Raw genomic sequence first — 21,753 nt, forward strand, 5'->3', positions numbered from 1 at the left:
GTTAGTCCAACCGTACGGAAATACCTTGTTCGGCCATGAAGCGCTTGCACTCGCCGACGGTGTGCTGGCCGAAGTGGAAGATGCTGGCGGCCAGCACGGCGCTGGCGCGGCCGGTGGTGACCCCATCGGCCAAGTGCTGCAGGTTGCCCACGCCGCCCGAGGCGATGACGGGCACCGGCACGGCGTCGGACACGGCGCGCGTCAGTTCCAGGTCGAAACCTGACTTGGTGCCATCGCGGTCCATGCTGGTCAGCAGGATTTCGCCCGCGCCGTAGGCGGCCATGCGGCGCGCCCAGGCCACGGCGTCCAGCCCGGTGGCCTTGCGGCCGCCGTGCGTGAAGACTTCCCAGCGCGCCGGTTCGCCCTCGGGCGACACGCGCCGCGCGTCGATGGCAACCACCACGCATTGCGAGCCGTGGTAGTCGGATGCGGCCCGAACCAGTTCGGGGTTGGCCACGGCGGCGCTGTTGATGCTGATCTTGTCGGCGCCCGCGTTCAGCAGGCGCTGGATGTCGGACACCTGGCGCACGCCGCCGCCCACCGTCAGCGGAATGAACACCTGGGACGCCACCTGCTCGATGATGGGCAGGATCAGGTCGCGGCCGTCGCTGGTGGCGGTGATGTCCAGGAAGGTGAGCTCATCGGCGCCCTGCTCGTTGTAACGGCGGGCGATCTCGACGGGGTCGCCCGCGTCCAGCAGATTGACGAAGTTCACGCCCTTGACGACGCGGCCAGCGGTGACGTCAAGGCAGGGAATGATGCGGCGGGTCAGCGCGCTGGTTACGGGCGCGCCGGCCTCGGTGCTGCTGCGGGAAAGAGTCATTTTGCCAATTCGTCGGCGCGAGCCTGGGCTGCCTGGAAATCAAGCGTGCCTTCGTAGATGCTGCGGCCCAGGATGGCGCCTTCGACGCCCTCTTCCTCGACGGCGCAGAGGGCTTCGATGTCCTGGATGCCGGCGATGCCGCCCGAGGCGTACACGGGGATGCGCACGTGTTGGGCCAGGCGGACCGTGGCTTCGACGTTCACACCCGACAGCATGCCGTCACGGCCGATGTCGGTGTAGATGATGGCCTCGCAGCCGTAGTCCTCGAACTTCTTGGCCAGGTCCAGCACGTCGTGGCGGGTCAGCTTGCTCCAGCCGTCGGTGGCGATCTTGCCGTCGCGGGCGTCCAGGCCGACGATGATCTGGCCGGGGAAAGCGCCGCAGGCGTCTTGCAGAAAGCCCGGGTTCTTGACCGCGGCGGTGCCGATGATGACGTACGAAATGCCGGCGTCAAGGTAGCGTTCGATGGTGTCCAGATCGCGAATGCCGCCGCCGATCTGGACGGGCATGTCGTCGCCGACGGCCTCCAGAATGGCCTTGATGGGCGCTTCGTTCTTCGGCTTTCCGGCAACGGCGCCGTTCAAGTCGACCAGATGCAGGCGGCGCGCGCCCTGGTCAAGCCAACGGGTGGCCATGGCGGCGGGGTCTTCGGAGAACACCGTTGCATCGTCCAGGTCACCCTGGCGCAGGCGCACGCAGCGCCCGTCTTTGAGATCGATGGCGGGGATCAGCAGCATGGTGGGCAGCAAAAAAGAAAGAGGGGTTGAATGGGCTGGCGCATGCAGGTCCGGGACCTACGGCTGCCAGTCTACAAAATTGCGATACAGGCGCAAACCGTGTTCGGCGCTCTTCTCGGGGTGGAACTGCACCGCGAAAATGTTAGCCGCCGCCACCGCGCAGGTAAAGGCGATGCCGTAATCGGTTTCACCAACTGTCAGGCTGGAATCATCCGGATCGGCGTAGTAACTATGGACGAAATAGAAGTGCGTATCGTCCGGAATGCCGGCCCAGATGGGATGAGAGCGCGTCTGGCGCACTTTGTTCCATCCCATGTGCGGCACTTTCAGCCGTTCGGGGCGGGTGTCGGCCAGGCCCGCGTCGCCGGTGTCAGCCAGGCAGGCTTCGTCATCGGCGGGGATCAGGTCGGCAAAGCGGGGGCCCGAGAAACGGCGCACCACGCCCGGGAACAGGCCCAGGCAAGACGTGCCGCCTTCTTCGCTGGAGTCAAACAGCATCTGTTCGCCCACGCATACGCCCAGCAAGGGCTTGTTGCGGGCGGCGCGCACGACGGCTTCGCGCAGGCCGGATTCGTTCAGGGTGCGCATGCAGTCCGCCATGGCGCCCTGCCCGGGAAACACCACGCGGTCAGCCGCGTCGATGTCTTGAGGCTGGTTGCAGATGCGGATGTCCGCGTCGGGCGCGGCGAACTTCAGGGCGCGGGCGACGGAGTGGAAATTGCCCATTCCGTAGTCAACGATGGCGATAGTGGTCACTTCTTTTGCCTGCTGCGTTGGGGTTGGCGAACGTTACAGCACGCCCTTGGTGGAGGGCACGACGTCGCCCATGCGCGGGTCGACTTCCATGGCCATGCGCAGGGCGCGGCCACAGGCCTTGAACACGGTTTCGGCCTGATGGTGGGCATTGAAGCCGCGCAGGTTGTCGATATGCAGGGTGATGAGGGCGTGGTTGACCAGCCCCTGGAAGAACTCACGCGTCAGGTCTACATCAAAATTTCCGATGTGGGCGCGCGTGAACGGGATGTGATATTCCAGGCCGGGGCGGCCCGAGAAGTCCACCACCACGCGCGACAGCGCTTCGTCCAGCGGCACGTAGGCGTGGCCGTAGCGGCGCAGGCCGGCCTTGGTGCCGACGGCCTTGGCAATGGCCATGCCCAGCGTGATGCCCACGTCTTCCACCGTGTGGTGCGCGTCGATGTGCAGGTCACCCTCGGCCTTGATGTCCAGATCGATCAGGCCGTGGCGCGCGATCTGATCCAGCATGTGGTCCAGGAACGGCACGCCCGTGTCGATGGTCTGCTTGCCGGTGCCGTCGATGTTGATGGCCACGCGGATGCGGGTTTCGTTGGTGTTGCGGGTGATCTCTGCGGTACGCATGTTAAGCACTCAAAATCTCTTGCAGGGCAACCAGCAAGGCGGCGTTCTCGGCCGGGGCGCCCACCGAGATACGCAGGCAGTTTGCCAGGAGCGGATGGGCGTTGGAAAAGTTGCGAATCAATATTTTGCGCGTTTTCAGCGCAAGATGCACGGCGTTGCCATCCAGCTTGCCGGAAAAGCGGGCAAGCACAAAGTTGCCGGCGGAAGGGAATACCCTGACGCCCGGCAAGGCAGCCAGCGCATCGGCCAGCGGGCCCCGGTCGGCGCGCAGGCGCACGGCCTGTTCGTCCAGCACGGGCTTGTGGCGCAACACCGCCATCAACGTGGCCTGGGTCAGCACGTCCAGGTTGTAGGGCGGGCGCAGCTTGTTCAGTTCGGCGATCCAGTCGGGATGCCCGGCCAGATAGCCGAAACGCAGGCCGGCCAGGCCGATCTTGGACACCGTGCGCATGACGACCACGTTGGGGGCGTCCAGCACTTGCGGCATCCAGGTGCGGTCGGCGAAAGGCTGATAGGCCTCGTCCAACACCACCAGCCCGGGGGCGGCGGCGATGATGGCCTGCACGTCTTCGTCCGACCACAGGCCGCCGGTGGGGTTGTTGGGCACGGCCAGGAACACCACCTTGGGCTGATGTTCGCGGATGGCGGCCAGCATGGCCGGTAGATCCAGGGCCAGATCCTCGGTCAGCGGCACGCCGACAAAGCGCGCGTGGTCAAAGCGCGCCGCCATGTCGAAATAAACGAACGACGGCCACGGCGACAGCACCACGTCGCCCGGGTTGCAACAGGCCTGGACGATGATGTGGATGAGTTCATCCGAGCCGTTGCCAAACAGCACGTCGGCCGCATCGGGCACGCCGAACCCGGCCTTTACCGCCTGCTGCAAGGCGGACAGATCGGCGGCGGGATAGCGGTTCAGCGGCGTGTCACGCACGGCGCGGGCGATGTCGTCGCGCACCGCGTCGGGCAGTTCATACGGGCATTCCATCGCATCCAGCTTGATGCAGCCATCCGCGTGGGCGACCGGGTAGGCGGCCAGCGCCAGGACGTCCGCGCGCAGGGTGCCTTGGATGCGGCCAGCGACGCTTGCCGCCGGGGCCGCGCTCATGGCTTGTCGACCCGGTACTGGGCGCTGGCGGCGTGCGCTTGCAGGCCTTCGCCCAGCGCCAGTTCGGCGGCGATGCGGCCCAGCGTTTGCGCGCCTTGGTGCGACACCTGGATCAGGCTGGAACGCTTCTGGAAGTCGTACACGCCCAGCGGGGAAGAAAAGCGCGCGGTGCGCGACGTGGGCAGCACGTGGTTGGGGCCGGCGCAGTAGTCGCCCAGCGCTTCCGAGCTGAAACGGCCCATGAAGATGGCGCCGGCATGGCGGATCTTGGCGGTCCAGATCTCAGGCTGTTCGGTGGAGATTTCCAGGTGCTCGGGCGCGATGTCGTTGGCGATCTGGCAGGCTTCTTCCAGGCTTTGCACCTGGATCAACGCACCGCGATTGGCCAGGCTGATGCGCAGGATGTCGGCGCGCGGCATCGTGGGCAACAGGCGCGCGATGGCGGCTTCGACTTCTTCGATGAAGGCCGCGTCCGGGCACAGCAGGATGGACTGCGCCAATTCGTCGTGTTCGGCTTGCGAGAACAGGTCCATGGCGATCCAGTCGGCCGGCGTCTTGCCGTCGCAGATGACCAGGATTTCGCTGGGGCCGGCAATCATGTCGATGCCGACCACGCCGAACACGCGGCGCTTGGCGGCGGCCACATAGGCGTTGCCCGGGCCGACGATCTTGTCCACGGCGGGCACGGTGGCGGTGCCGTAGGCCAGCGCGCCCACGGCTTGCGCGCCGCCGATGGCGAACACGCGGTCCACACCGCCGATGGCGGCGGCCGCCAGCACGATGGGGTTGCGCACGCCGTCAGGCGTGGGCGTGACCATGATCAGTTCCTGCACGCCCGCCACCTTGGCGGGAATGGCGTTCATCAGTACCGACGACGGGTAAGCGGCCTTGCCGCCCGGCACGTACAGGCCCACGCGGTCCAGCGGCGTCACCTGTTGGCCCAGCATGGTGCCGTCGGCTTCGGTGTAGGTCCAGGTATGGGCAAGCTGGCGCTCGTGGTAGCTGCGCACGCGGTCGGCGGCGGCTTCCAGCGCGTTGCGCTGCGCGGTGGGCAAGGTGGCCAGCGCGGCGTGCCAGTCGGCCTTGGGAATTTCAAGCGTGTCTGCCGAGGCGGCCGGCATGCGGTCAAAGCGCTGCGTGTATTCCACCAACGCGGCGTCGCCACGCGCGCGCACGTCAGCCAGGATGCCGGCGGCGGCGCGGTCGATGGACTCGTCCTCGGTGGCCTCGAAGGCCAGCAGCTTGGACAGGGCGGATTTGAATCCGGGATCGCGGGAGTCAAGACGATTGATCAGGGCCATGGCGTCATGGAGCAAAGCGGAAAGCGGCCGCCGCGACGTCGCGGCGGGCGGGGGTCAGGCGTTGCGGGAGGCGGCTCTTTCGAAGGCGTCCAGCAAGGGTTGCAGGCGGGCGCCGCGGGTCTTCAGCGCGGCCTGGTTGACGATCAGGCGCGACGAAATCGGCATGACGTCTTCCACCGCGACCAGGTCGTTGGCGCGCAGCGTGCCGCCGGTGGACACCAGGTCCACGATGCAGTCGGCCAGGCCAACCAGCGGCGCCAATTCCATCGAACCATACAGCTTGATGATGTCCACGTACACACCCTTGGCCGCGAAGTGTTCACGGGCTGAGTGCACGTATTTGGTGGCCACGCGCAGGCGCGCGCCCTGGTGCACGGCGCCTTCGTAGTCAAAGCCGTTGCGTACGGCCACGGCCAGGCGGCACTTGGCGATGTTCAGGTCGATGGGCTGGTACAGGCCGCCGGGCTGCTCCTTGGCGTGCTCGATCAGCACGTCCTTGCCCGCGATGCCCAGGTCCGCCGCGCCATATTGCACGTAGGTCGGTACGTCGGAGGCGCGCACGATGATCAGGCGCAGGCCGGGGTCGCTGGTCGGCAGGATCAGCTTGCGCGAGCTTTCCGGGCTTTCCGTGACTTCAATGCCGGCTTCAGCCAGCAGCGGCATGGTTTCTTCAAAAATCCGACCCTTGGACAGCGCCAGGGTCAGGGGCTTCATCGTGGTGGCATTGGTCATTGCCGGGCAGCCTCAAAATGAACGGACCCACTCGGGGGGCAGCAAGCCGAAGGCGCAGCGTGGGGGCTACTACATTTCATGCCTGTTCCTGGCCGGTCACGCGTTGGATATTCGCGCCCAGGGCGCGCAGTTTGACTTCCATCTGGTCGTAGCCACGATCCAGGTGATAGATGCGGTCGACCAGCGTGTCGCCATCGGCCGCCAGGCCGGCGATGACCAAGCTGGCCGAGGCGCGCAGGTCGGTGGCCATGACGGTGGCGCCCGACAGGCGCTTCACGCCGCGCACGACGGCGGTGTGGCCGTCGATGTCGATGTCGGCGCCCATGCGGCGCAGTTCCTGCACGTGCATGTAGCGGTTTTCGAAGATGGTTTCGACGATGACGGACGTGCCTTCCGCCACGGCGTTCAGCGCCATCACCTGGGCCTGCATGTCGGTGGCGAAGCCGGGGTATTCATGCGTGCGAAACCCCACGGCCTTGGGGCGCGTGGACATGGCGCCGCGTATCCAGTCGGGGCCGGTTTCGATGGTCAGGCCGGCGTCGGCCAGCTTGTCCAGCGTGGCGCCCAGGATGGCGGGGTCGGTGTTGGTCAGGCGGATGTCGCCACCCGCCGCGCCCACGGCGCACAGGAAGGTGCCGGCTTCGATGCGGTCGGAGATGACGCGATGCTCGGCGCCATGCAGGCGCTCAACGCCGTCGATCACGATGCGGCCGGTGCCGTGGCCCTGGATGCGGGCGCCCATCTTGATGAGCAGTTCGGCCAGGTCCACCACTTCCGGTTCGCAAGCCGCGTTTTCAAGCACGGTCTGGCCCTCGGCCAGCACGGCGGCCATCAGCAGGTTTTCGGTGCCGGTGACGGTGACCATGTCGGTGCGTACCGACGCGCCCTTCAAGCGCTTGGCGCGCGCCACGACGAAGCCGTGTTCGATGCTGATTTCCGCGCCCAGCGCGGCCAGGCCTTTGATGTGCTGGTCCACCGGCCGCTGGCCGATGGTGCAACCGCCGGGCAGGCTGACGCGGGCTTCGCCGAAGCGGGCCAGCAACGGGCCCAGCACCAGGATCGACGCGCGCATCGTCTTGACCAGGTCGTACGGCGCTTCCAGCTTGTCGACGTGGTTGGCCTGCAAGGTGACCACGCCATCGGCGCCGCGCTCGGCCCGCATGCCCATGCGCGCCAGCAGGCGCAGCATCGTGGCCGTGTCATTCAGATGCGGCACGTTGGCAAGCGTCAGCGCGTCGGCGGTCAAGAGGCCGGCGCACAGAATCGGCAGGGCCGAATTCTTGGCGCCGGATATCGAGATCTCGCCGTGCAACGGCGAGCCGCCGGTGATGCGCAATTTATCCATTACTTGCCTGCTTGCTGGTATTCGTCGGGAGTCAGTGTGCGCATGGACAGCGCGTGGATCTCGGCCTTCATGCGGTCGCCCAGGGCGGCGTAGACCATTTGATGACGCTGGATCAGGCGCTTGCCTTCAAAGGCCGCGCTGACGATGACGGCGTCGAAATGCGAGCCGTCGCCTTGCACGTCAAGATGTTCACAGGACAGGCCATCCGCAATGTATTGGCGGACTTGCGCGGGAGTGGGAAGCATGGACGTCAGTTCCTGAGTTTGTAGCCGCTGGCCAGAAGCCGCAGCGCGTAAAGCGAGAGCACCAGGAATACCCCCGTCACCACCGCCAGGCTGCGCCAGGGCGAGACGTCCGACACCGAGAAGAATCCGTAGCGGAAGCCGTCGATGGCGTAGAAGATGGGGTTCCAGTGGGACACGGCCTGCCAGAAAGGCGGCAGGGTGTGGATGGAATAGAACACGCCGGACAGGAACGTCGCGGGCATGATCAGGAAGTTCTGGAAGGCAGCCAGTTGGTCGAATTTTTCGGACCACAGGCCCGCGACCACGCCCAGCACGGCCATGATGCCGCAGGACAGCACCGCGAAGACCAGCAGCCACAGCGGGTTGGCCGGCACCAGCGACACGAAGCCCAGCGCTACGAACCAGACGAACAGGCCCACGCACAGGCCGCGCACGATGGCCGCCAGCACGAAGGCGCCGAAGATGTCGCGGTGTGACAGCGGCGGCAGCAGCATGAACACCAGGTTGCCCGTGATGCGGCTTTGAATCAGCGACGACGACGGGTTGGCGAAGGCGTTCTGCAGCATGCTCATCATCATGAGCCCGGGGATCAGGAACGCGGTGTAGGGCACGGTGCCATACACCATCAGGCGCCCTTCCAGCACGTGCGCAAAGACCAGCAGATACAGCAGCGCCGTGATGACGGGCGCGGCGATGGTCTGGAAACCCACCTTCCAGAAGCGCAGCAATTCCTTGCGCAACAGGGTGGGAAAGCCGGAACCCGCATCCAGGCGGGGCTGCACCAGCGGCTGGCTGGCGGTCGCGTTGGACTGCGTCATGACGAGATCTCTTCAGGTTGCAGGGCGGGCGCGGCGGGTTCATCGCCCTGGTGCATGATGCGCACGAAAGCGTCTTCCAGGTCAACGCCGCCCACGCGCGCCATCAGCGCCTGCGTGGTGTCCAGCGCAACGACGCGGCCGCGCTTGAGCATGGCGATGCGGCCGCACAAGGCTTCCGCTTCTTCCAGGTAATGCGTGGTCAGCATGATGGTGTGGCCGGCCTTGTTCAGGCGCGATATGAATTCCCACAGCGTGCGGCGCAGGTCGACGTCAACGCCCGCGGTGGGTTCGTCCAGCACGATGACCGGCGGGCGGTGCACCAGCGCCTGCGCCACCAGCACGCGGCGCTTCATGCCGCCGGACAGCGCGCGCATGTTGTTGTCGGCCTTGTCGGCCAAGCCCAGGTTGAACAGGATTTCGTCGATCCAGTCGTCGTTGTTGCGCAGGCCGAAGTAGCCGGACTGGATGCGCAGCGTTTCGCGCACGGTGAAGAACGGGTCGTAGACCAGTTCTTGAGGCACAACGCCCAGCGAACGCCGCGCCGACTTGTAGTCGGTGACGACGTCGTAGCCACAGACGCTGGCCCGGCCGGAGGTGGCATGCGCCAAGCCGGCAAGAATCGAAATCAGGGTGGTCTTGCCCGCGCCATTAGGCCCCAGCAGGCCGAAGAATTCGCCGTGTTCGATGTTCAGGCTGACGTTGTCCAGCGCCTGGAAGCCGGGGGCGGACTTGCGCCCAAGCAGCTTTTGCCAGCCGCGTTGGCGCGGCGAGTAGATTTTGGAGACGTTTTCAAGACTGACGGCTGACATGACGGCGGGTGGTGCCCGAAAAAGAGCGAATTGATCATTATATAAGCGCACCGTGACGGCAAGCGCCTATGGCCCCGGCAAGCGTGGGGGATGCGCAAGCTATGCGTCCCCGAAATAATCAGCCCGGCGGGCCACTCAGGGCGCGCCGGGCCGGAAGCAGCCGGAACCGCGCGGTTACTGGTTGCGCTTGTTCAGCGCCTGGATCAGGCCGTCGATGCCGCTCTGGTTGATCTGCTGCGCAAACTGGTTGCGGTAGTTTTCAATCAGCCAGATGCCTTCGACGTTCATGTCGTAGATCTTCCAGCCTTGCGGCGTCTTTTCCAGGCGGTAGTCCACGCCGGTGGGCTGGCCGTTGGATTGGCTGATCAAGGTGCGCACGACCACGTCGTCGGCCTTGGGATCGCCACGGAACGGCAGCGCCTTGACGGTGGTGTCGGGCGTAACGCGGGTCAGCGCGCCGCTGTAGGTACGCACCAGCGTGCCACGGAAGGCATCGGCCAGCTCGGTCTTTTGTTGCGCGGATGCCTGGCGCCAGAAGCGGCCGGCAGCCAGACGCGTGGTCTTCTGGAAGTTGACGTAGGGCAGGATGTGCTGGTTGACCACTTCGTTGATGCGCGCGGTGTTTCCGGCTTTGACGGCACCGTCGGCCTTCAGCACGTCAAGTGCTTCGTTGGCCGTGGCAATGACGAATTGGTCGGGCGGACCACTGGGATCGGGCTTGGCCTGGGCAACGCCGGCCGCGGCAAGACCAAGCAGGCCCGCGAAGGCCAGGCGTTGCAACAGGGGAACAAAAGCAAATCGCATCAAAACTCCTTACTGTACCGATGAACGCAAGGCCACAGCTTACTTGGTTGCGGGGGCAGGCGCCGGGGCGGCCTTGTCCGCGGCAGGGGCATCGTCCTCGTCGTCTTCGTAGTTGGGCAAGGAACTTTCGTCATCCGCTCGGTTGCCCATCACCATGGCGTTGCGGCGTTGCAGATAGGCGTCGCGGATAAAGCTGTACGGGTCCAGCGCCACACGGTCGACCGTGTCGGTGGCGTCCAGCAAGCTGGCGCGGGTGTCGACCAGGCGCAGGCCCCACAGCGAGTTGCGCAGGCGCACGTTGTCGATGGAATCGATGCCCATGTACCCGTAGGTGGTGCCGGCGAAATCGCCGGCCAGACCGACGCCGTCGCGCACGGTGGACGAACCGAAGATGGGCAGCACCAGGTACGGACCCTGGCTAAAGCCCCACACGCCCAGCGTGGTGCCGAAGTCGTTCGGGATCTTGCGGGCGCCATTGGCCGAGGCCACGTCAAAGCAGCCGCCCACGCCCATGGTGGTGTTGAACAGGAAGCGGCCCAGCGTGTTCACGAAGTCGTGGCCACGGCCCTGCAGGAAGCTGTTCGTGCCCGACCAGAGGTCGGTCATGTTGCTGAAGATGTTGTGCACGCAACTGCGCACGGGCTGCGGCGTGACGAAGGTATAGGCCTGGGCCACCGGCTTGAATACCGCACGGTCGACCGTGTCATTGAACTTGTAAACGCCCCGGTTGAAGCCTTCCCATGGGTCGCGCGGGTCCGGGTTCTGCGGCGCGGCGCAGCCGGCCATCAGGACACCCGCCGCCGCGATGGTGGCAATTCGGGAGAGTGCGTTCTTGTTCATGATCAGGAGATCCCTATCAACGATTCTTATGTTATGGCGATGTCGAGGCGTGGCGCCGTTACAGCGTTTATCGCATCGTCTTTAATTCGGCGCTTTCGCGGCGGGCTAAGGCGATGTGGTGCCTTCTTTTTCGGCGGACCCATACAGGAACTTGCTGATCAGCTGCTCCAGCACGACCGCGCTCTGTGTATAGCGGATTTTTCCACCGTCGGTAAAGTTCTCTTCCTCGCTGCCCGCCGTCAGGCCCAGGTACTGCTCGCCCAGCAAGCCGGATGTGAGGATCGAGGCCGAGGAGTCTTTCGGAAACTGATAAGCCTTTTCCAGGTTCACCGACACGACCGCCTGGAAGGTCTTGTCGTCGAAGGTGATGCTGGACACACGGCCCACCACAACACCGGCGCTTTTCACGGCCGCGCGCGGCTTGAGGCCGCCTACGTTATCGAAGTTGGCGGAAAGCGTATAGGTGGGGGCGAAGGAAAAGGTGCTGAGGTTGCCGGCCCGCAACGCCAGGAACACCAGCGCGACCGCGCCCAGCAATACAAACAGGCCTACCCAGAAGTCGGTTTTTTCGCGTGACATGATCAATCCGTTTCAATTTCCAAACATCAAGGCGGTGAGCAGGAAGTCCAGCCCAAGTACCGCCAGGGAACCCACGACCACGGTGCGCGTGGTGGCGCGCGCCACGCCTTCCGGGGTGGGCTTGGCCTGCCAGCCTTCATGAAGCGCGACCAGCGTGACCGTAATGCCGAACACCACGCTCTTGATGACGCCGTTGGCCACGTCGTTCCAGACGTCAACGCCGCTTTGCATCTGCGACCAGAACGCGCCCGCATCCACGCCGATCATCAAGACGCCGACGACCCAGCCGCCCAGAATGCCCACCATGGAAAACACCGCCGCCAGGATGGGCATGGCGATGATGCCGCCCCACAGGCGCGGCACCAGCACACGGCGGATAGGGTCGACAGCCATGACTTCCATGGCGGCCAGTTGTTCGCCCGCCTTCATCAGGCCGATCTCGGCGGTGAGCGACGTGCCTGCCCGCCCGGCGAACAGCAGCGCCGTGACGACAGGCCCCAATTCGCGCACCAGCGACAACGCCACCAGCAGGCCCAGCGCTTCTTCGGAGCCGTAGCGGTTCAGCGTGTAATAGCCTTGCAGCCCCAGCACGAAGCCCACGAACATGCCCGACACGGCGATGATCAGCAGCGAATAGTTGCCGATGAAATGGACCTGCTGCGACACCAGGCGCGGGCGCGAAAACACGATGCCGCTGCGTGCCAGCATGCCGCCGAAAAAGCGGGTGAAAAAGCCAATGCCGGAGACTTGCTTGCGCACCCAGCCGCCCATCGCGCTAACCGCGTTGTTGGAACCGCTCATGCTTTGCGCCCTTTCTGTTCGGACAGCCACTTTTGGAAAGCGGGCGTTTCGGGGTACTGGAACGCGACCGGGCCGTCGGGTTCGCCTTTCAGGAATTGCTGGACATAGGGGTCTTGCGACGCCGACAGCGTTTCCGGCGTGCCGGCCGCGGCCAGCTTGCCCTGGCCGACCAGATACACGTGGTCGGCGATGGAAAAGGATTCTTGAACGTCGTGGGTGATCAGCACCGAGGCGCAGCCCAGGCGGTCGGCCAGGTGGCGGATCAGGCGGGCGGTGATGCCCAGCGAGATCGGGTCCAGCCCGGCAAAGGGCTCGTCGTACAGGATGAGTTCGGGTTCCAGCACCACGGCGCGCGCCAAGGCCACGCGCCGCGCCATGCCGCCGGAGATCTCGGCAACCTTCAGGTGCGCGGCGGCGCGCAGGCCCACGGCGTCAAGTTTGTCCAGCACCCGTTCGGTAACGTCGGCTTCGGACAGGCGGGTGTGTTCACGTAGCGGAAAAGCCACGTTTTCAAATACGTTCAGGTCGGTAAACAGCGCACCCTGCTGGAACAGCACGCCCATGCGCTTGCGCAGGGCCTGCAATTCGTCGGGGTTGGCGCGGCTGATGTCCTGGCCGAACGCCTGCACCTGGCCCTGGCGGGCGATGAGCTGGCCGGTGGCCGCGCGCAACAGCGTGGTCTTGCCCGAGCCCGAGCCGCCCATGATGGCGACCACTTCGCCCGCGCGCACGTCCATGGAAATGTCGCGCAAGACGGTGAAATCACCGTAGCCTAGCGCCACACCGTCCAGGCGCAGGGCGAATTCCGGGGTGCTGCTTGTTTGAGCGGGCATGGGCAACGAAAGGGTGTTTCGGTGGCGGAGCTTGCCCTGTCGGCTTGTCGATACGCAGGGCGGAAACCGAGGCTGCGGGGGCGAGACAAGCGGTGGCGGGAAGCGCCCGGTTACTCAGGTGCGGGAGCCAAGAAAGGCGATGGCTGCCAGCGGCGAGGCGCCATTGTAGCTCGACGCTTTGTAATCACAACGTAAGGGTGCGCCCATGGAACAGTGTTTTCGGCGTGAGGGACAATCCGGCCCGAATGCCACACTGGCGTCTGCGGCCAGAGCGGCGGGCCGGGGCGCTGCCCTGGCTTGCGTGGGAATCGCGTCGCGGTTAGCGGGAATTCGTGTCGCGTCAGTGGCGCGCTTGCGCGGCGGCCAGTTCCTGCGCCAGGCGGCGGACGAGGTCAGCCGTGGATTCGCGCCGGGCCAGCGGCGCGGCCTGCCCCGCCCACAGGGACAGAACATTGACGTTGCCCGCCTTGCCGCCTTCGGTGCGCATCGGGCGGGTCAGGGCGTTCTGCAGGGGATACGGCAGGATGTCGGCCGCGATGGCGTCCGCGTCCTGCATGAAGGCGTTGGCGATGCCGCGCGCGGGGCGGCCCGAAAACGCCCGCGTCAGGCGCGATTGTTCCGAGCGCGATGCCGGCAGCACGGCCTTGTAGGCGTCGCTGATACCGGATTCGTCTGTCGTCAGAAAGGCCGTCCCCATTTGCGCGGCCTGCGCGCCCAGCGCCAGCGAGGCAGCGATGCCACGGCCATCCATGATGCCGCCGGACGCAATCACCGGCACCGAGACCGCGTCCGCCATCTGCGGCACCAGCGCCATGGTGCCGATCAGCGACTGCTCGAAGCCGTCCAGGAACGTGCCGCGATGCCCGCCCGCTTCCGCGCCCTGGGCCACCACGGCGTCCACCCCGTCTTGCTCCAGCGTGACCGCTTCGCGCACGGTGGTGGCCGTGCCCACCGTCAGGATGCCCAGTTCGCGGCAGCGCGCCAGGACATCGGGGGCGATGCGGCCGAACGTGAAGCTGAAGACGGCGGGGCGCAGCCGCAGGATGGCGTCGATCTGGCCCGGCAGCGGGTCTGCCTGCGGGCCTGGCATGGTCGGGGCCGGTAGGCCCAATTGCGCGTGGTAGCGGGCCATCAGCGCCAGCATTGGGGCGGCATCGCCCTGCATGGGCTGGTCCGGCACGCTGGCGAACAGGTTGATCGCGAACGGCCGGTCCGTTCGGGCGCGGATGCCGTCCACTGCGGCTTCAATCTGCGCCGGGCTCATGTAAGCCGCCCCGAGCGATCCCAGAACCCCCGCCTTGGATGCCTCCGACACCAGCCCCACCGTGGTGGCGCCGCCGGCCATGGGCGCCTGGATGATGGGATGGTCCAGCTTCAGCAGGTCAAGCATACGGGGGGACATGGGAAGACTCCTTTAGGTTATTGAAGCTGGATGTTTCCAGCCTTGATGACGTGGGCCCACTTCTCGGTTTCGCTCTTGATGAAGGCCGCGAATTCCTCGGGCGTGCCGCCGCCGGCCTGGCTGCCGGTGTCGGCAATGGCCTTTTGCACATCCGGCTCTTTCAGGATGCGATTGAACTCGGCGTTCAACTTGGCGATGATCGGCGCGGGCGTGCCGGCGGGGGCAACGATGCCTTGCCAGTTATAGGACTCGAAACCCGTCAAACCCGATTCGGCCATGGTCGGCACATTGGGCAACACGGCCAGGCGCTTGGCGGACGTGACGGCAATGGGGTGGATCTTGGAACCCTGGATGGCCGGCAGCGCGGAATAGCCCATTTCGAACATCATCGAGATATGGCCGCCCATCAGGTCAGTGGCGGCCAGGCTGCCGCCCTTGTAAGGCACGTGCACGATGTCGATCTTGGCTTGTTCCCGGAACATTTCGCCCGACAGGTGATGCGCGCCGCCCACGCCGGACGAGCCGAACGACAGCTTGCCGGGTTGCTTCTTGGCCAGCGCGATCAGGTCGTCCAGCGTCTTGACCGGCAGCTCGTTGTTCACGCTCAGCACCAGCGGGCTGGTTTCGATCAGGATGATCGGCGCCAGATCCTTTTGCGGGTTGTAGGGCATGTCCTTCATCAGCGTCGGGTTGACCGCCATCGGCGCCAGGTTGCCGGTGCCGATGGTGTAGCCGTCCGGCGCGGCCTTGGCGATCAGGCTGGTGCCGACCACGCCGCCCGCGCCCGCCTTGTTTTCAACCACGATAGGCTGCCCCAGCGATTCGCCCAGCTTGCGTGCCAGGAGGCGCACGCGCGTGTCGGCAAAGCCGCCGGGAGCGTAGGGCACGATCATCGTGATGGGCTTGGCGGGCCACTCGCCGGTTTGGGCGTGGGCGGCGCCGCTGAAGGCGGCAGCGGCCGACAGGGCGGCAATCAGGGGGCGCAATGCTTTCATGCTGGGTGACTCCTCGTTCTCTTCTCTAATGTGTACAGCCCTTGGGGCCGATCGCATTATGCCCAGCGCCTTCGCCTTCTGTGGGGATTTTTCCCAAACGCCATGCCGACAGCGCCAGCAGCGCCGCGCCGCCGCCCAGCACCTGCGGCAAACCCGCGCCCCAGTGGCCGGCCCATGACGCCAACAAGGGTCCCAGGATCTGGCCGGCCGCGAAGGCGGCGGTCATGACGGCGGCGGCACGCGCAGCGGCCGCGCCCGCCGTGCGCCGCGCCGTCAGCATGCCGGCCTGGGTGATCACCATGAAGGTGCCGCCTACCAGCAGCGCGGCCACGATCACGGCGGCGATGTGCTGCCATAGCGCCGCGGTCAGCATGCCCGCGGCCATTAGCACCTGGGCGGCTTGCCATACGCGCTTTTCGTCGCGACCGCGCGCCAGGCGGGGCACCAGCAGGCAAGACACCGCCGCGGCCAGGCCAAACAGCGGCCAGGCCCAGCCGAAGATGGCGGGGTTGGGGATAAGCTGCTTGGCCATGGCGGGCAGGAACGTCGCGGGAATGATGTAACCCACGCCGAACACGCCGTAGTGCAGCGCCAGCCAGGGGGTGGTGCGGGGCAGGCGGGCGGGTGGTGCGACGGTCGGTGTGTTTGGAGCGATTGCAACGTTTGCAGCGCTCGGCGCAAATGCAGCGTTTGGGGCGATTGCGGCGTTCGCAGCGCTTGGGGTGTTCGCAGCGTATGCGGCGCTCGGGGCAATTGCAGCGTTTGCTGCGGTCGGTGCGGTCGGCCGGTTCAGGCCCGGCCACGCCATGGCGGACAGCGCCAGTGTCAGCGCGCCCAGCATCAGCCAATTGCCGTCGGCCCCCACCTGCCCGGCCATCAGCACCAGGCAGGCCAGCCCCGTCAGCGCGATACCTGCGCCTACCCCGGCGTAGGTCAGCGCCGCCGTGGCGGCTTCGCGCGGGTCTCCCGGGGGCACGGCGCGGCTGGAGGCCACGCAGATGAAGGCGCTGGCGCTGGCGTAGCCGGCGGCCAGCCGCAGCCCGCACCAAACCGCCACATCATGCGTAAGCGGCATCGCCAAGGTCAAAAGCGCCACGGCCAGCAGGCTGATGGCAAGCTGGGCGCGGACGTGGCGCACCGGCCAGGCCACGGCGGCCAGCGCACCCAACAGGTAGCCGGCATAGTTGGCCGATGCAACCCAGCTTCCCTGGGCCAGCGACAGCCCGCCTTCCTGCGCCATCAGCGGCCACACCGGCGTGAAGGCAAAGCGGCCGATGCCCATGGCGGCGGCCAGCGCCAGCGCGGCTGGCCACGCCAGGCTGAGCGCGCTGCGGGAATCGGAAGTGAAAGGGTAAGCAGGCGTTGACATGCGTCCACTCTACGGCTGTACTTATATCTTTAATAGTGAATTATTAAGAACATAGGTTCTTGAAATGAGAAACTTGGATCTCGACGCCTTGCAGATTTTCAAAGCGGTGGCCGACCAGGGCGGCGTGGCGCGGGCCGCCGCGCACCTGAACCGGGTGCAGTCGAATGTGTCGACGCGCTTGAAGCAGTTGGAGGCGTCATTGAACGCCCCGCTTTTCAGACGCCAGAATCGCCGGCTGGTGTTGTCGGACCAGGGGCGCGTGCTGCTGTCCTACGCTGACCGCCTGCTGCGCCTGTCAGACGAAGCACAGGCCGCCGTGCGCGATGGCGCACCACAAGGCGTGCTGCGCATCGGCACCATGGAAAGCACGGCCGCCGCGCGCTTGCCGCCCATTCTGGCGGCCTATCACGCGGCGTGGCCGCAAGTGGGCATTGAACTTGTCACCGGCACGTCGGGCGCGTTGGCGGCCAAGGTGCGCAACTACGAGATCGAAGCCGCCTTCGTGGCCCAGCCGTTTCCCGACGAAGGATTGGCGGCGATGGACGCCTTCGATGAAGACCTTGCGTTGATTTCACCGCTGGCCTGGGGCGACATCGACGGCGCGCGCGACGTGGGCGGCCGCACGGTGATCGCGTTTGCGGCCGGGTGTTCGTATCGGCGCATCCTGGAATCCTGGCTGAACCACGAAGGCGTGGCGCCGGGGCGAGTGATGGAGTTTGCGTCGTATCACGCCATCGTGGCGTGCGTGGCAGCGGGCTCTGGCGTGGCCATCGTGCCGCGTTCGGTGTTGGCGGTGCTGGGGGCGGAGCATGCCGTCCGCGTCAGTGCGCTGCGCGGCCCGTACGGGCAGGCGCGCACGCAGTTGGTCTGGCGCGCGGATGACGACACGCCCGCATTGCAGGCCTTGCGTCAGCAGTTGCAGTCTGAAGGCGATTGATCTGCATGCGGGTTGCGCGGCATGTTGCGCAACCCATCCCGCCAAGGTTCAGAAGCGGTAGCCCACGCCCAGCGTCGCCACCCACGGGTCGATGCGCGCGGTGCCGATGTGCTGGCCGTCCAGCTTCACCTTCGACTTGATGTCGATGTAGCGGATGTCCGCGTTCATGAACCAGCGTTCGTTGATCTTGAAGTCCGCGCCCAGTTGCGCGGCCACGCCCCAGGAATCTCCCAACTTCAAGTCCGATCCCTTCAGCGCGCCTTCAGCCTGGGTGTCGAAGAAGTGCGTGTAGTTGATGCCGACGCCGATGTAAGGCTGGATCATGCTGTCCGGCAAGATGTGCCATTGCAGGCTCAGCGTGGGGGGCAATTGCTTGCTGGACCCAATCTTGCCCAGGCCGCTGCCGCTGACGTCATGCTGGAACGGCCAGGCGCCCAACAGTTCGATGCCAATGTTGCGCGTCACCATGTAGCCCAGCGTGAAGCTGGGGCGCACGTTGTTGTTGACGTCCAGCTTGACGCTGCCATCCAGTACGGTGCCGTTATTGGAAGAGGGGCGAACCTGCGTGACGCCCACCCGGAACAGCACATCGCCCGCTTCATGCGCGTGGGCCGGGGTGGCAAACCCGCCGACGGCGATCAGTCCAGCGATGGCGGCGGCGCGGATACGCCCATTCAACGAAAACATTTTTGTTCTCCGATCTTTCCATGAGGGTGAGGCCACAGGTTCTCAGACGTGGCGCCCGGCCCGCTTGACGTGTATCAAGCCGTTAAAAGATGCGGATCGCGCCGTGGCGGTATGGCAACAGGAGCTTCGCGACGCGCCGTAGATTCTATGGTTTGGCGCAAGCCTGGCTGGCCATAAAGAGGTTTACATCGAAGGGTTTGCGCGATTTCCATACGCCGAAGGCGATGCGTAGGAGTTTTCTGGCGATGATGTTTAATGCCTGCGTTGAGGCCCAGCCCTTGACTCGTAGCGCTGTGTAGAGGGGTTTGAAGGCAGCTGTTCGGCTTGCTGAGGATGCCGCGTTGTAGGCAAGGCTTCTCAGGGCCGCATCGCCTTGCTTGCTGAGTTTACGCAGGCCTTTGTAGGCGCCAGACTCCTTGGGCCTGGGGTCTAGCCCCGCGTAGGCCACCACGGCGTCCGAGGAGGCGAACGGGATGCGGGCGAAGGCGGTCACCAGTGCGGCCCCAGTCAGCTTTCCCACGCCGGTAATGCTGGTGATTAAGTTGAAGTCGTCGGCCAAGGCGGGTTCGGCAGCGATCTGATCGAGCATTTCGCGCTCAAGAGCGTCTGCCAACTGCGTCAAGGCATCCAACGCTCGCTGGACCTGAGCTTGCGAGCCCACGTGTTTGTGCCGATCGCTGGACAGGCGCAGCCTCGTGCGCGTCGTGACCGCCACCTTGCGTAAGCGTTGGATCTGACTCAGGCGCTCGATGTGCTCCGGGCAAGGTTCGTACCTATGCAACCGCTCGTGCTCGAGCGCCACGTAACGCGCAATCATGACAGCGTCGAGTCGGTCGGTCTTGCCCCGTTGAGCCTGCGACTTGGCGTAATGGTGCAGGGCCTTGGGGTTCAGCACGTAGACGCGCAGCCCACGCTCATATGCCAGGTCGGCCAACAGGCGCTCGTAGCCACCGGTGGACTCCATGGCAAGAACGCTTCCGCGCGGCAGCGTTTGCAACCATTTTTCCAAGCCAGTCGTTGAGTTTTTGACGGCCCGGGTCAACGGCTTGGCCGCCCCGTGCATCGCCACAACAACCTCGGATTTCCCCACATCCACACCAAAGAAAGATTGAGACGTTTGCATCTCTAGACTCCCTGCGATAGCGTTGTGTCTGCTGGGGAAGCCGCGCCCGATTCGTTACCTTGCGATCAATCGGCGGTCATGGCCGCTAGATTCTTAATCGACGTATTTGGGCGGGGTGGGATATCTACCGACGTCAGTCCGCTAGTGACGGCTGATGGATGGGTGCGTCCCGATCCCCAGCACCCCCGAAGCAAGATCGGTAAGTGCTATGAAAACATACAAGGATGGGTGTAGCGCGAGAGATTTCAAAAAAGAACGCCAACGCCAATCGCGCGAAACCCATCAAGCAACGCCGGGTTCTTCTGCAGAGCAGCCACATGGCAAGCGCTGCATGATGGGTTTCGCGCGTTGGACGGCAGCGTTCTTCTATCGTTTCACCCGCGCTTCACCCATCCTACGCCCAGCCTGCAACGCCATCAGGTAGCCGCGTCGCCACGCGGCAACAGCCGCTTCGCGAACACACCGTAGGATGGGTGCAGCGCGCACGATTCAAAAAAAGAACGCCACCGCCGATCGCGCGAAACCCATCAAGCAACGCCGTCAGGTGGCCGCCCAAATAGCATTCGCCGCCTTGGCGCTACGGCGCGAAGGCGGCGAATGGGTGTTGCAGAGCTTTAGGATCAGCGCGGCAGTTCGCTGCTGCCCATCAGGAATTCATCCACCGAGCGCGCGCATTGGCGGCCTTCGCGGATGGCCCAGACCACCAGCGACTGACCCCGGCGCATGTCGCCCGCCGCGAAGACTTTTTCCACGTTGGTGCGGTAGTCGTCGGTGTTGGCGCGCACGTTGCCGCGCCCGTCGCGATCCACGCCGAAAGATTCCAGCACGGTCTGCACCGGCGACACAAAGCCCATGGCCAGCAGCACCAGGTCAGCCTTGATCTCGAACTCCGAGCCCTCGACTTCGCGCATCTTCATCTGGCCGGTGGCGTCGTCTTTGAACCACTCGACGCGTGCCCCGACCAGCTTTTCGACCTTGCCGTTGCTGCCCTTGAGCAGCTTGGTGGTCACGGACCAGTCGCGCTCGCAGCCTTCTTCGTGCGACGACGATGTGCGCATCTTCAGCGGCCAGTACGGCCACGTCATGGTCTTGTTTTCGGATTCGGGCGGTTGCGGCATCAGCTCGAACTGCGTGACCGACGCGGCGCCATGGCGGTTGCTGGTGCCCACGCAATCCGAACCCGTATCACCACCGCCGATCACGACCACGTGCTTGCCCTTGGCCAGCGTCTGGTTGGCCAGGCGATCACCCGCCACGGCCTTGTTCTGCTGGCGCAGGAAGTCCATGGCGAAATACACGCCCGACAATTCACGGCCCGGAACCGGCAGGTCGCGCGGCGTTTCCGAACCGCCCGTCATGACGATCGCGTCGAATTCCGCCTTCAGCGAATCCGGCGTGCGCACCGTCAAGCCATCGGCCACGGGGTCTTTCGGGTTGCCGATGTAAGTAGACGGCGCGAACTCCACGCCTTCCGCTTCCATCTGCGAAATGCGGCGGTCGATCTGGTGCTTTTCCAGCTTGAAGTCGGGGATGCCATAGCGCAGCAGGCCGCCGATGCGGTCGCTCTTTTCGAACAGCGTCACCGAGTGGCCGGCACGCGCCAGTTGCTGCGCGCACGCCATGCCGGCGGGGCCGGAGCCCACCACCGCGACCTTCTTGCCCGTCTTGCGGGCCGGCACCTGCGGCGCCACCCAGCCTTCTTCCCAGCCCTTGTCGATGATCGCGTGCTCGATGGACTTGATGCCCACGGCGTCGCTGTTGATGTTCAAGGTACAGGCGGCTTCACACGGCGCCGGGCAGATGCGGCCGGTGAACTCGGGGAAGTTGTTGGTGGAGTGCAGCACGTCCAGCGCGCGGCGCCAGTCCTGCTTGTACACCAGGTCATTCCAGTCGGGGATGATGTTGTTGACCGGGCAGCCGTTGTTGCAGAACGGGATGCCGCAGTCCATGCAGCGCGCGGCTTGCTGCTTGGCCTGGTCATCGGTCAGGTGCAGCACGAATTCGCGCCAGTTCTTCAGCCGCTTCTGCGGGGCCTCGGAGGCCTCCTGCAGACGCTGAAATTCCATAAAGCCAGTAATCTTTCCCATG

At 65.3% G+C, this 21,753-nt stretch carries 23 protein-coding genes; 1 reads left to right on the forward strand and 22 read right to left on the reverse strand.

Annotated elements, in window-relative coordinates; genetic code table 11:
• Position 1: 1 nt before the first annotated feature.
• The 19 genes from hisF to ELS24_RS01015 all read right to left on the reverse strand — a co-directional run bounded on the left by hisF (position 2) and on the right by ELS24_RS01015 (position 16,918).
• A complete protein-coding gene (gene hisF, locus ELS24_RS00925) occupies positions 2–823 on the reverse strand; it encodes an imidazole glycerol phosphate synthase subunit HisF (protein WP_127183143.1) in 822 nt (273 codons plus the stop codon).
• The gene (gene hisA / locus ELS24_RS00930) at positions 820–1,560 is read right to left on the reverse strand and encodes a 1-(5-phosphoribosyl)-5-[(5-phosphoribosylamino)methylideneamino]imidazole-4-carboxamide isomerase (RefSeq protein WP_050449680.1); all 741 of its coding nucleotides are present in this window, start codon (positions 1,558–1,560) and stop codon (positions 820–822) included. Before hisA ends, hisF begins: the two co-directional genes overlap by 4 nt.
• Before the next feature lie 57 nt (positions 1,561–1,617).
• Complete coding sequence (gene hisH / locus ELS24_RS00935; protein ID WP_050449669.1) at positions 1,618–2,316, reverse strand: imidazole glycerol phosphate synthase subunit HisH; 699 nt, start codon at positions 2,314–2,316, stop codon at positions 1,618–1,620.
• A gap of 33 nt (positions 2,317–2,349) precedes the next feature.
• Positions 2,350–2,937, reverse strand: coding sequence for an imidazoleglycerol-phosphate dehydratase HisB (gene hisB, locus ELS24_RS00940; protein WP_006216836.1), 588 nt, complete (start codon positions 2,935–2,937; stop codon positions 2,350–2,352).
• 1 nt (position 2,938) lies between these two features.
• Positions 2,939–4,045 carry a histidinol-phosphate transaminase gene (hisC, locus tag ELS24_RS00945; RefSeq protein WP_127183144.1) on the reverse strand — a complete coding sequence of 369 codons (1,107 nt, stop codon included), beginning with the start codon at positions 4,043–4,045 and terminating at the stop codon, positions 2,939–2,941.
• Positions 4,042–5,346, reverse strand: coding sequence for a histidinol dehydrogenase (gene hisD, locus ELS24_RS00950; protein WP_127183145.1), 1,305 nt, complete (start codon positions 5,344–5,346; stop codon positions 4,042–4,044). The genes hisC and hisD overlap by 4 nt, the downstream gene beginning before the upstream one ends.
• A gap of 54 nt (positions 5,347–5,400) precedes the next feature.
• The gene (hisG, locus tag ELS24_RS00955) at positions 5,401–6,078 is read right to left on the reverse strand and encodes an ATP phosphoribosyltransferase (RefSeq protein ID WP_050449664.1); all 678 of its coding nucleotides are present in this window, start codon (positions 6,076–6,078) and stop codon (positions 5,401–5,403) included.
• 76 nt (positions 6,079–6,154) lie between these two features.
• Entirely contained in the window at positions 6,155–7,423 is a 1,269-nt protein-coding gene (gene murA / locus ELS24_RS00960) for a UDP-N-acetylglucosamine 1-carboxyvinyltransferase (RefSeq protein WP_127183146.1), read from the reverse strand.
• Positions 7,423–7,668 (reverse strand): BolA family protein, encoded by a 246-nt coding sequence (locus tag ELS24_RS00965; protein WP_046805270.1) that lies wholly within the window; start codon positions 7,666–7,668, stop codon positions 7,423–7,425. Before ELS24_RS00965 ends, murA begins: the two co-directional genes overlap by 1 nt.
• Before the next feature lie 5 nt (positions 7,669–7,673).
• Positions 7,674–8,486 carry an ABC transporter permease gene (locus ELS24_RS00970; RefSeq protein ID WP_050449662.1) on the reverse strand — a complete coding sequence of 271 codons (813 nt, stop codon included), beginning with the start codon at positions 8,484–8,486 and terminating at the stop codon, positions 7,674–7,676.
• Positions 8,483–9,295: an ABC transporter ATP-binding protein gene (locus ELS24_RS00975; RefSeq protein ID WP_127183147.1), complete on the reverse strand. Its 813-nt coding sequence runs from the start codon at positions 9,293–9,295 to the stop codon at positions 8,483–8,485. The genes ELS24_RS00970 and ELS24_RS00975 overlap by 4 nt, the downstream gene beginning before the upstream one ends.
• A 174-nt stretch (positions 9,296–9,469) precedes the next feature.
• Positions 9,470–10,099 (reverse strand): MlaC/ttg2D family ABC transporter substrate-binding protein, encoded by a 630-nt coding sequence (locus tag ELS24_RS00980; protein ID WP_050449660.1) that lies wholly within the window; start codon positions 10,097–10,099, stop codon positions 9,470–9,472.
• Between the two features lie 39 nt (positions 10,100–10,138).
• On the reverse strand, positions 10,139–10,939 hold the full coding sequence (locus ELS24_RS00985; RefSeq protein WP_050449659.1) for an MlaA family lipoprotein: 801 nt from the start codon (positions 10,937–10,939) through the stop codon (positions 10,139–10,141).
• 105 nt (positions 10,940–11,044) lie between these two features.
• Positions 11,045–11,518, reverse strand: a complete 474-nt coding sequence (mlaD, locus tag ELS24_RS00990) for an outer membrane lipid asymmetry maintenance protein MlaD (RefSeq protein ID WP_050449679.1) — start codon at positions 11,516–11,518, stop codon at positions 11,045–11,047.
• Positions 11,519–11,530: 12 nt separating this feature from the next.
• Complete coding sequence (gene mlaE, locus ELS24_RS00995) at positions 11,531–12,319, reverse strand: lipid asymmetry maintenance ABC transporter permease subunit MlaE (RefSeq protein WP_050449658.1); 789 nt, start codon at positions 12,317–12,319, stop codon at positions 11,531–11,533.
• Positions 12,316–13,152, reverse strand: a complete 837-nt coding sequence (locus tag ELS24_RS01000) for an ABC transporter ATP-binding protein (RefSeq protein ID WP_050449657.1) — start codon at positions 13,150–13,152, stop codon at positions 12,316–12,318. The genes mlaE and ELS24_RS01000 overlap by 4 nt, the downstream gene beginning before the upstream one ends.
• A 340-nt stretch (positions 13,153–13,492) precedes the next feature.
• Positions 13,493–14,554, reverse strand: a complete 1,062-nt coding sequence (locus ELS24_RS01005) for an NAD(P)H-dependent flavin oxidoreductase (protein ID WP_127183148.1) — start codon at positions 14,552–14,554, stop codon at positions 13,493–13,495.
• 17 nt (positions 14,555–14,571) lie between these two features.
• Positions 14,572–15,549, reverse strand: coding sequence for a Bug family tripartite tricarboxylate transporter substrate binding protein (locus ELS24_RS01010; RefSeq protein ID WP_127183149.1), 978 nt, complete (start codon positions 15,547–15,549; stop codon positions 14,572–14,574).
• A gap of 25 nt (positions 15,550–15,574) precedes the next feature.
• Positions 15,575–16,918: a YbfB/YjiJ family MFS transporter gene (locus ELS24_RS01015; RefSeq protein WP_127183150.1), complete on the reverse strand. Its 1,344-nt coding sequence runs from the start codon at positions 16,916–16,918 to the stop codon at positions 15,575–15,577.
• Positions 16,919–16,982: 64 nt separating this feature from the next.
• Here ELS24_RS01015 and ELS24_RS01020 point away from each other — a divergent pair, with 64 nt between their 5' ends.
• Positions 16,983–17,855, forward strand: a complete 873-nt coding sequence (locus ELS24_RS01020; protein ID WP_050449653.1) for a LysR family transcriptional regulator — start codon at positions 16,983–16,985, stop codon at positions 17,853–17,855.
• Positions 17,856–17,903: 48 nt separating this feature from the next.
• On the opposite strand, the gene ELS24_RS01025 is transcribed toward ELS24_RS01020, so the two are convergent.
• From ELS24_RS01025 to ELS24_RS01035, 3 genes are all read right to left on the reverse strand, one after another.
• Positions 17,904–18,542 (reverse strand): OmpW/AlkL family protein, encoded by a 639-nt coding sequence (locus tag ELS24_RS01025; RefSeq protein ID WP_127183151.1) that lies wholly within the window; start codon positions 18,540–18,542, stop codon positions 17,904–17,906.
• A 145-nt stretch (positions 18,543–18,687) separates the two neighbouring features.
• Positions 18,688–19,665 (reverse strand): IS110 family transposase, encoded by a 978-nt coding sequence (locus tag ELS24_RS01030; protein WP_127183152.1) that lies wholly within the window; start codon positions 19,663–19,665, stop codon positions 18,688–18,690.
• Positions 19,666–20,285: 620 nt separating this feature from the next.
• A complete protein-coding gene (locus tag ELS24_RS01035; protein ID WP_050449650.1) occupies positions 20,286–21,752 on the reverse strand; it encodes a glutamate synthase subunit beta in 1,467 nt (488 codons plus the stop codon).
• Position 21,753 lies beyond the last annotated feature (1 nt).

It is taken from the genome of Achromobacter spanius (genome assembly GCF_003994415.1).
In the GTDB taxonomy this organism is placed as follows: domain Bacteria; phylum Pseudomonadota; class Gammaproteobacteria; order Burkholderiales; family Burkholderiaceae_B; genus Achromobacter; species Achromobacter spanius_C.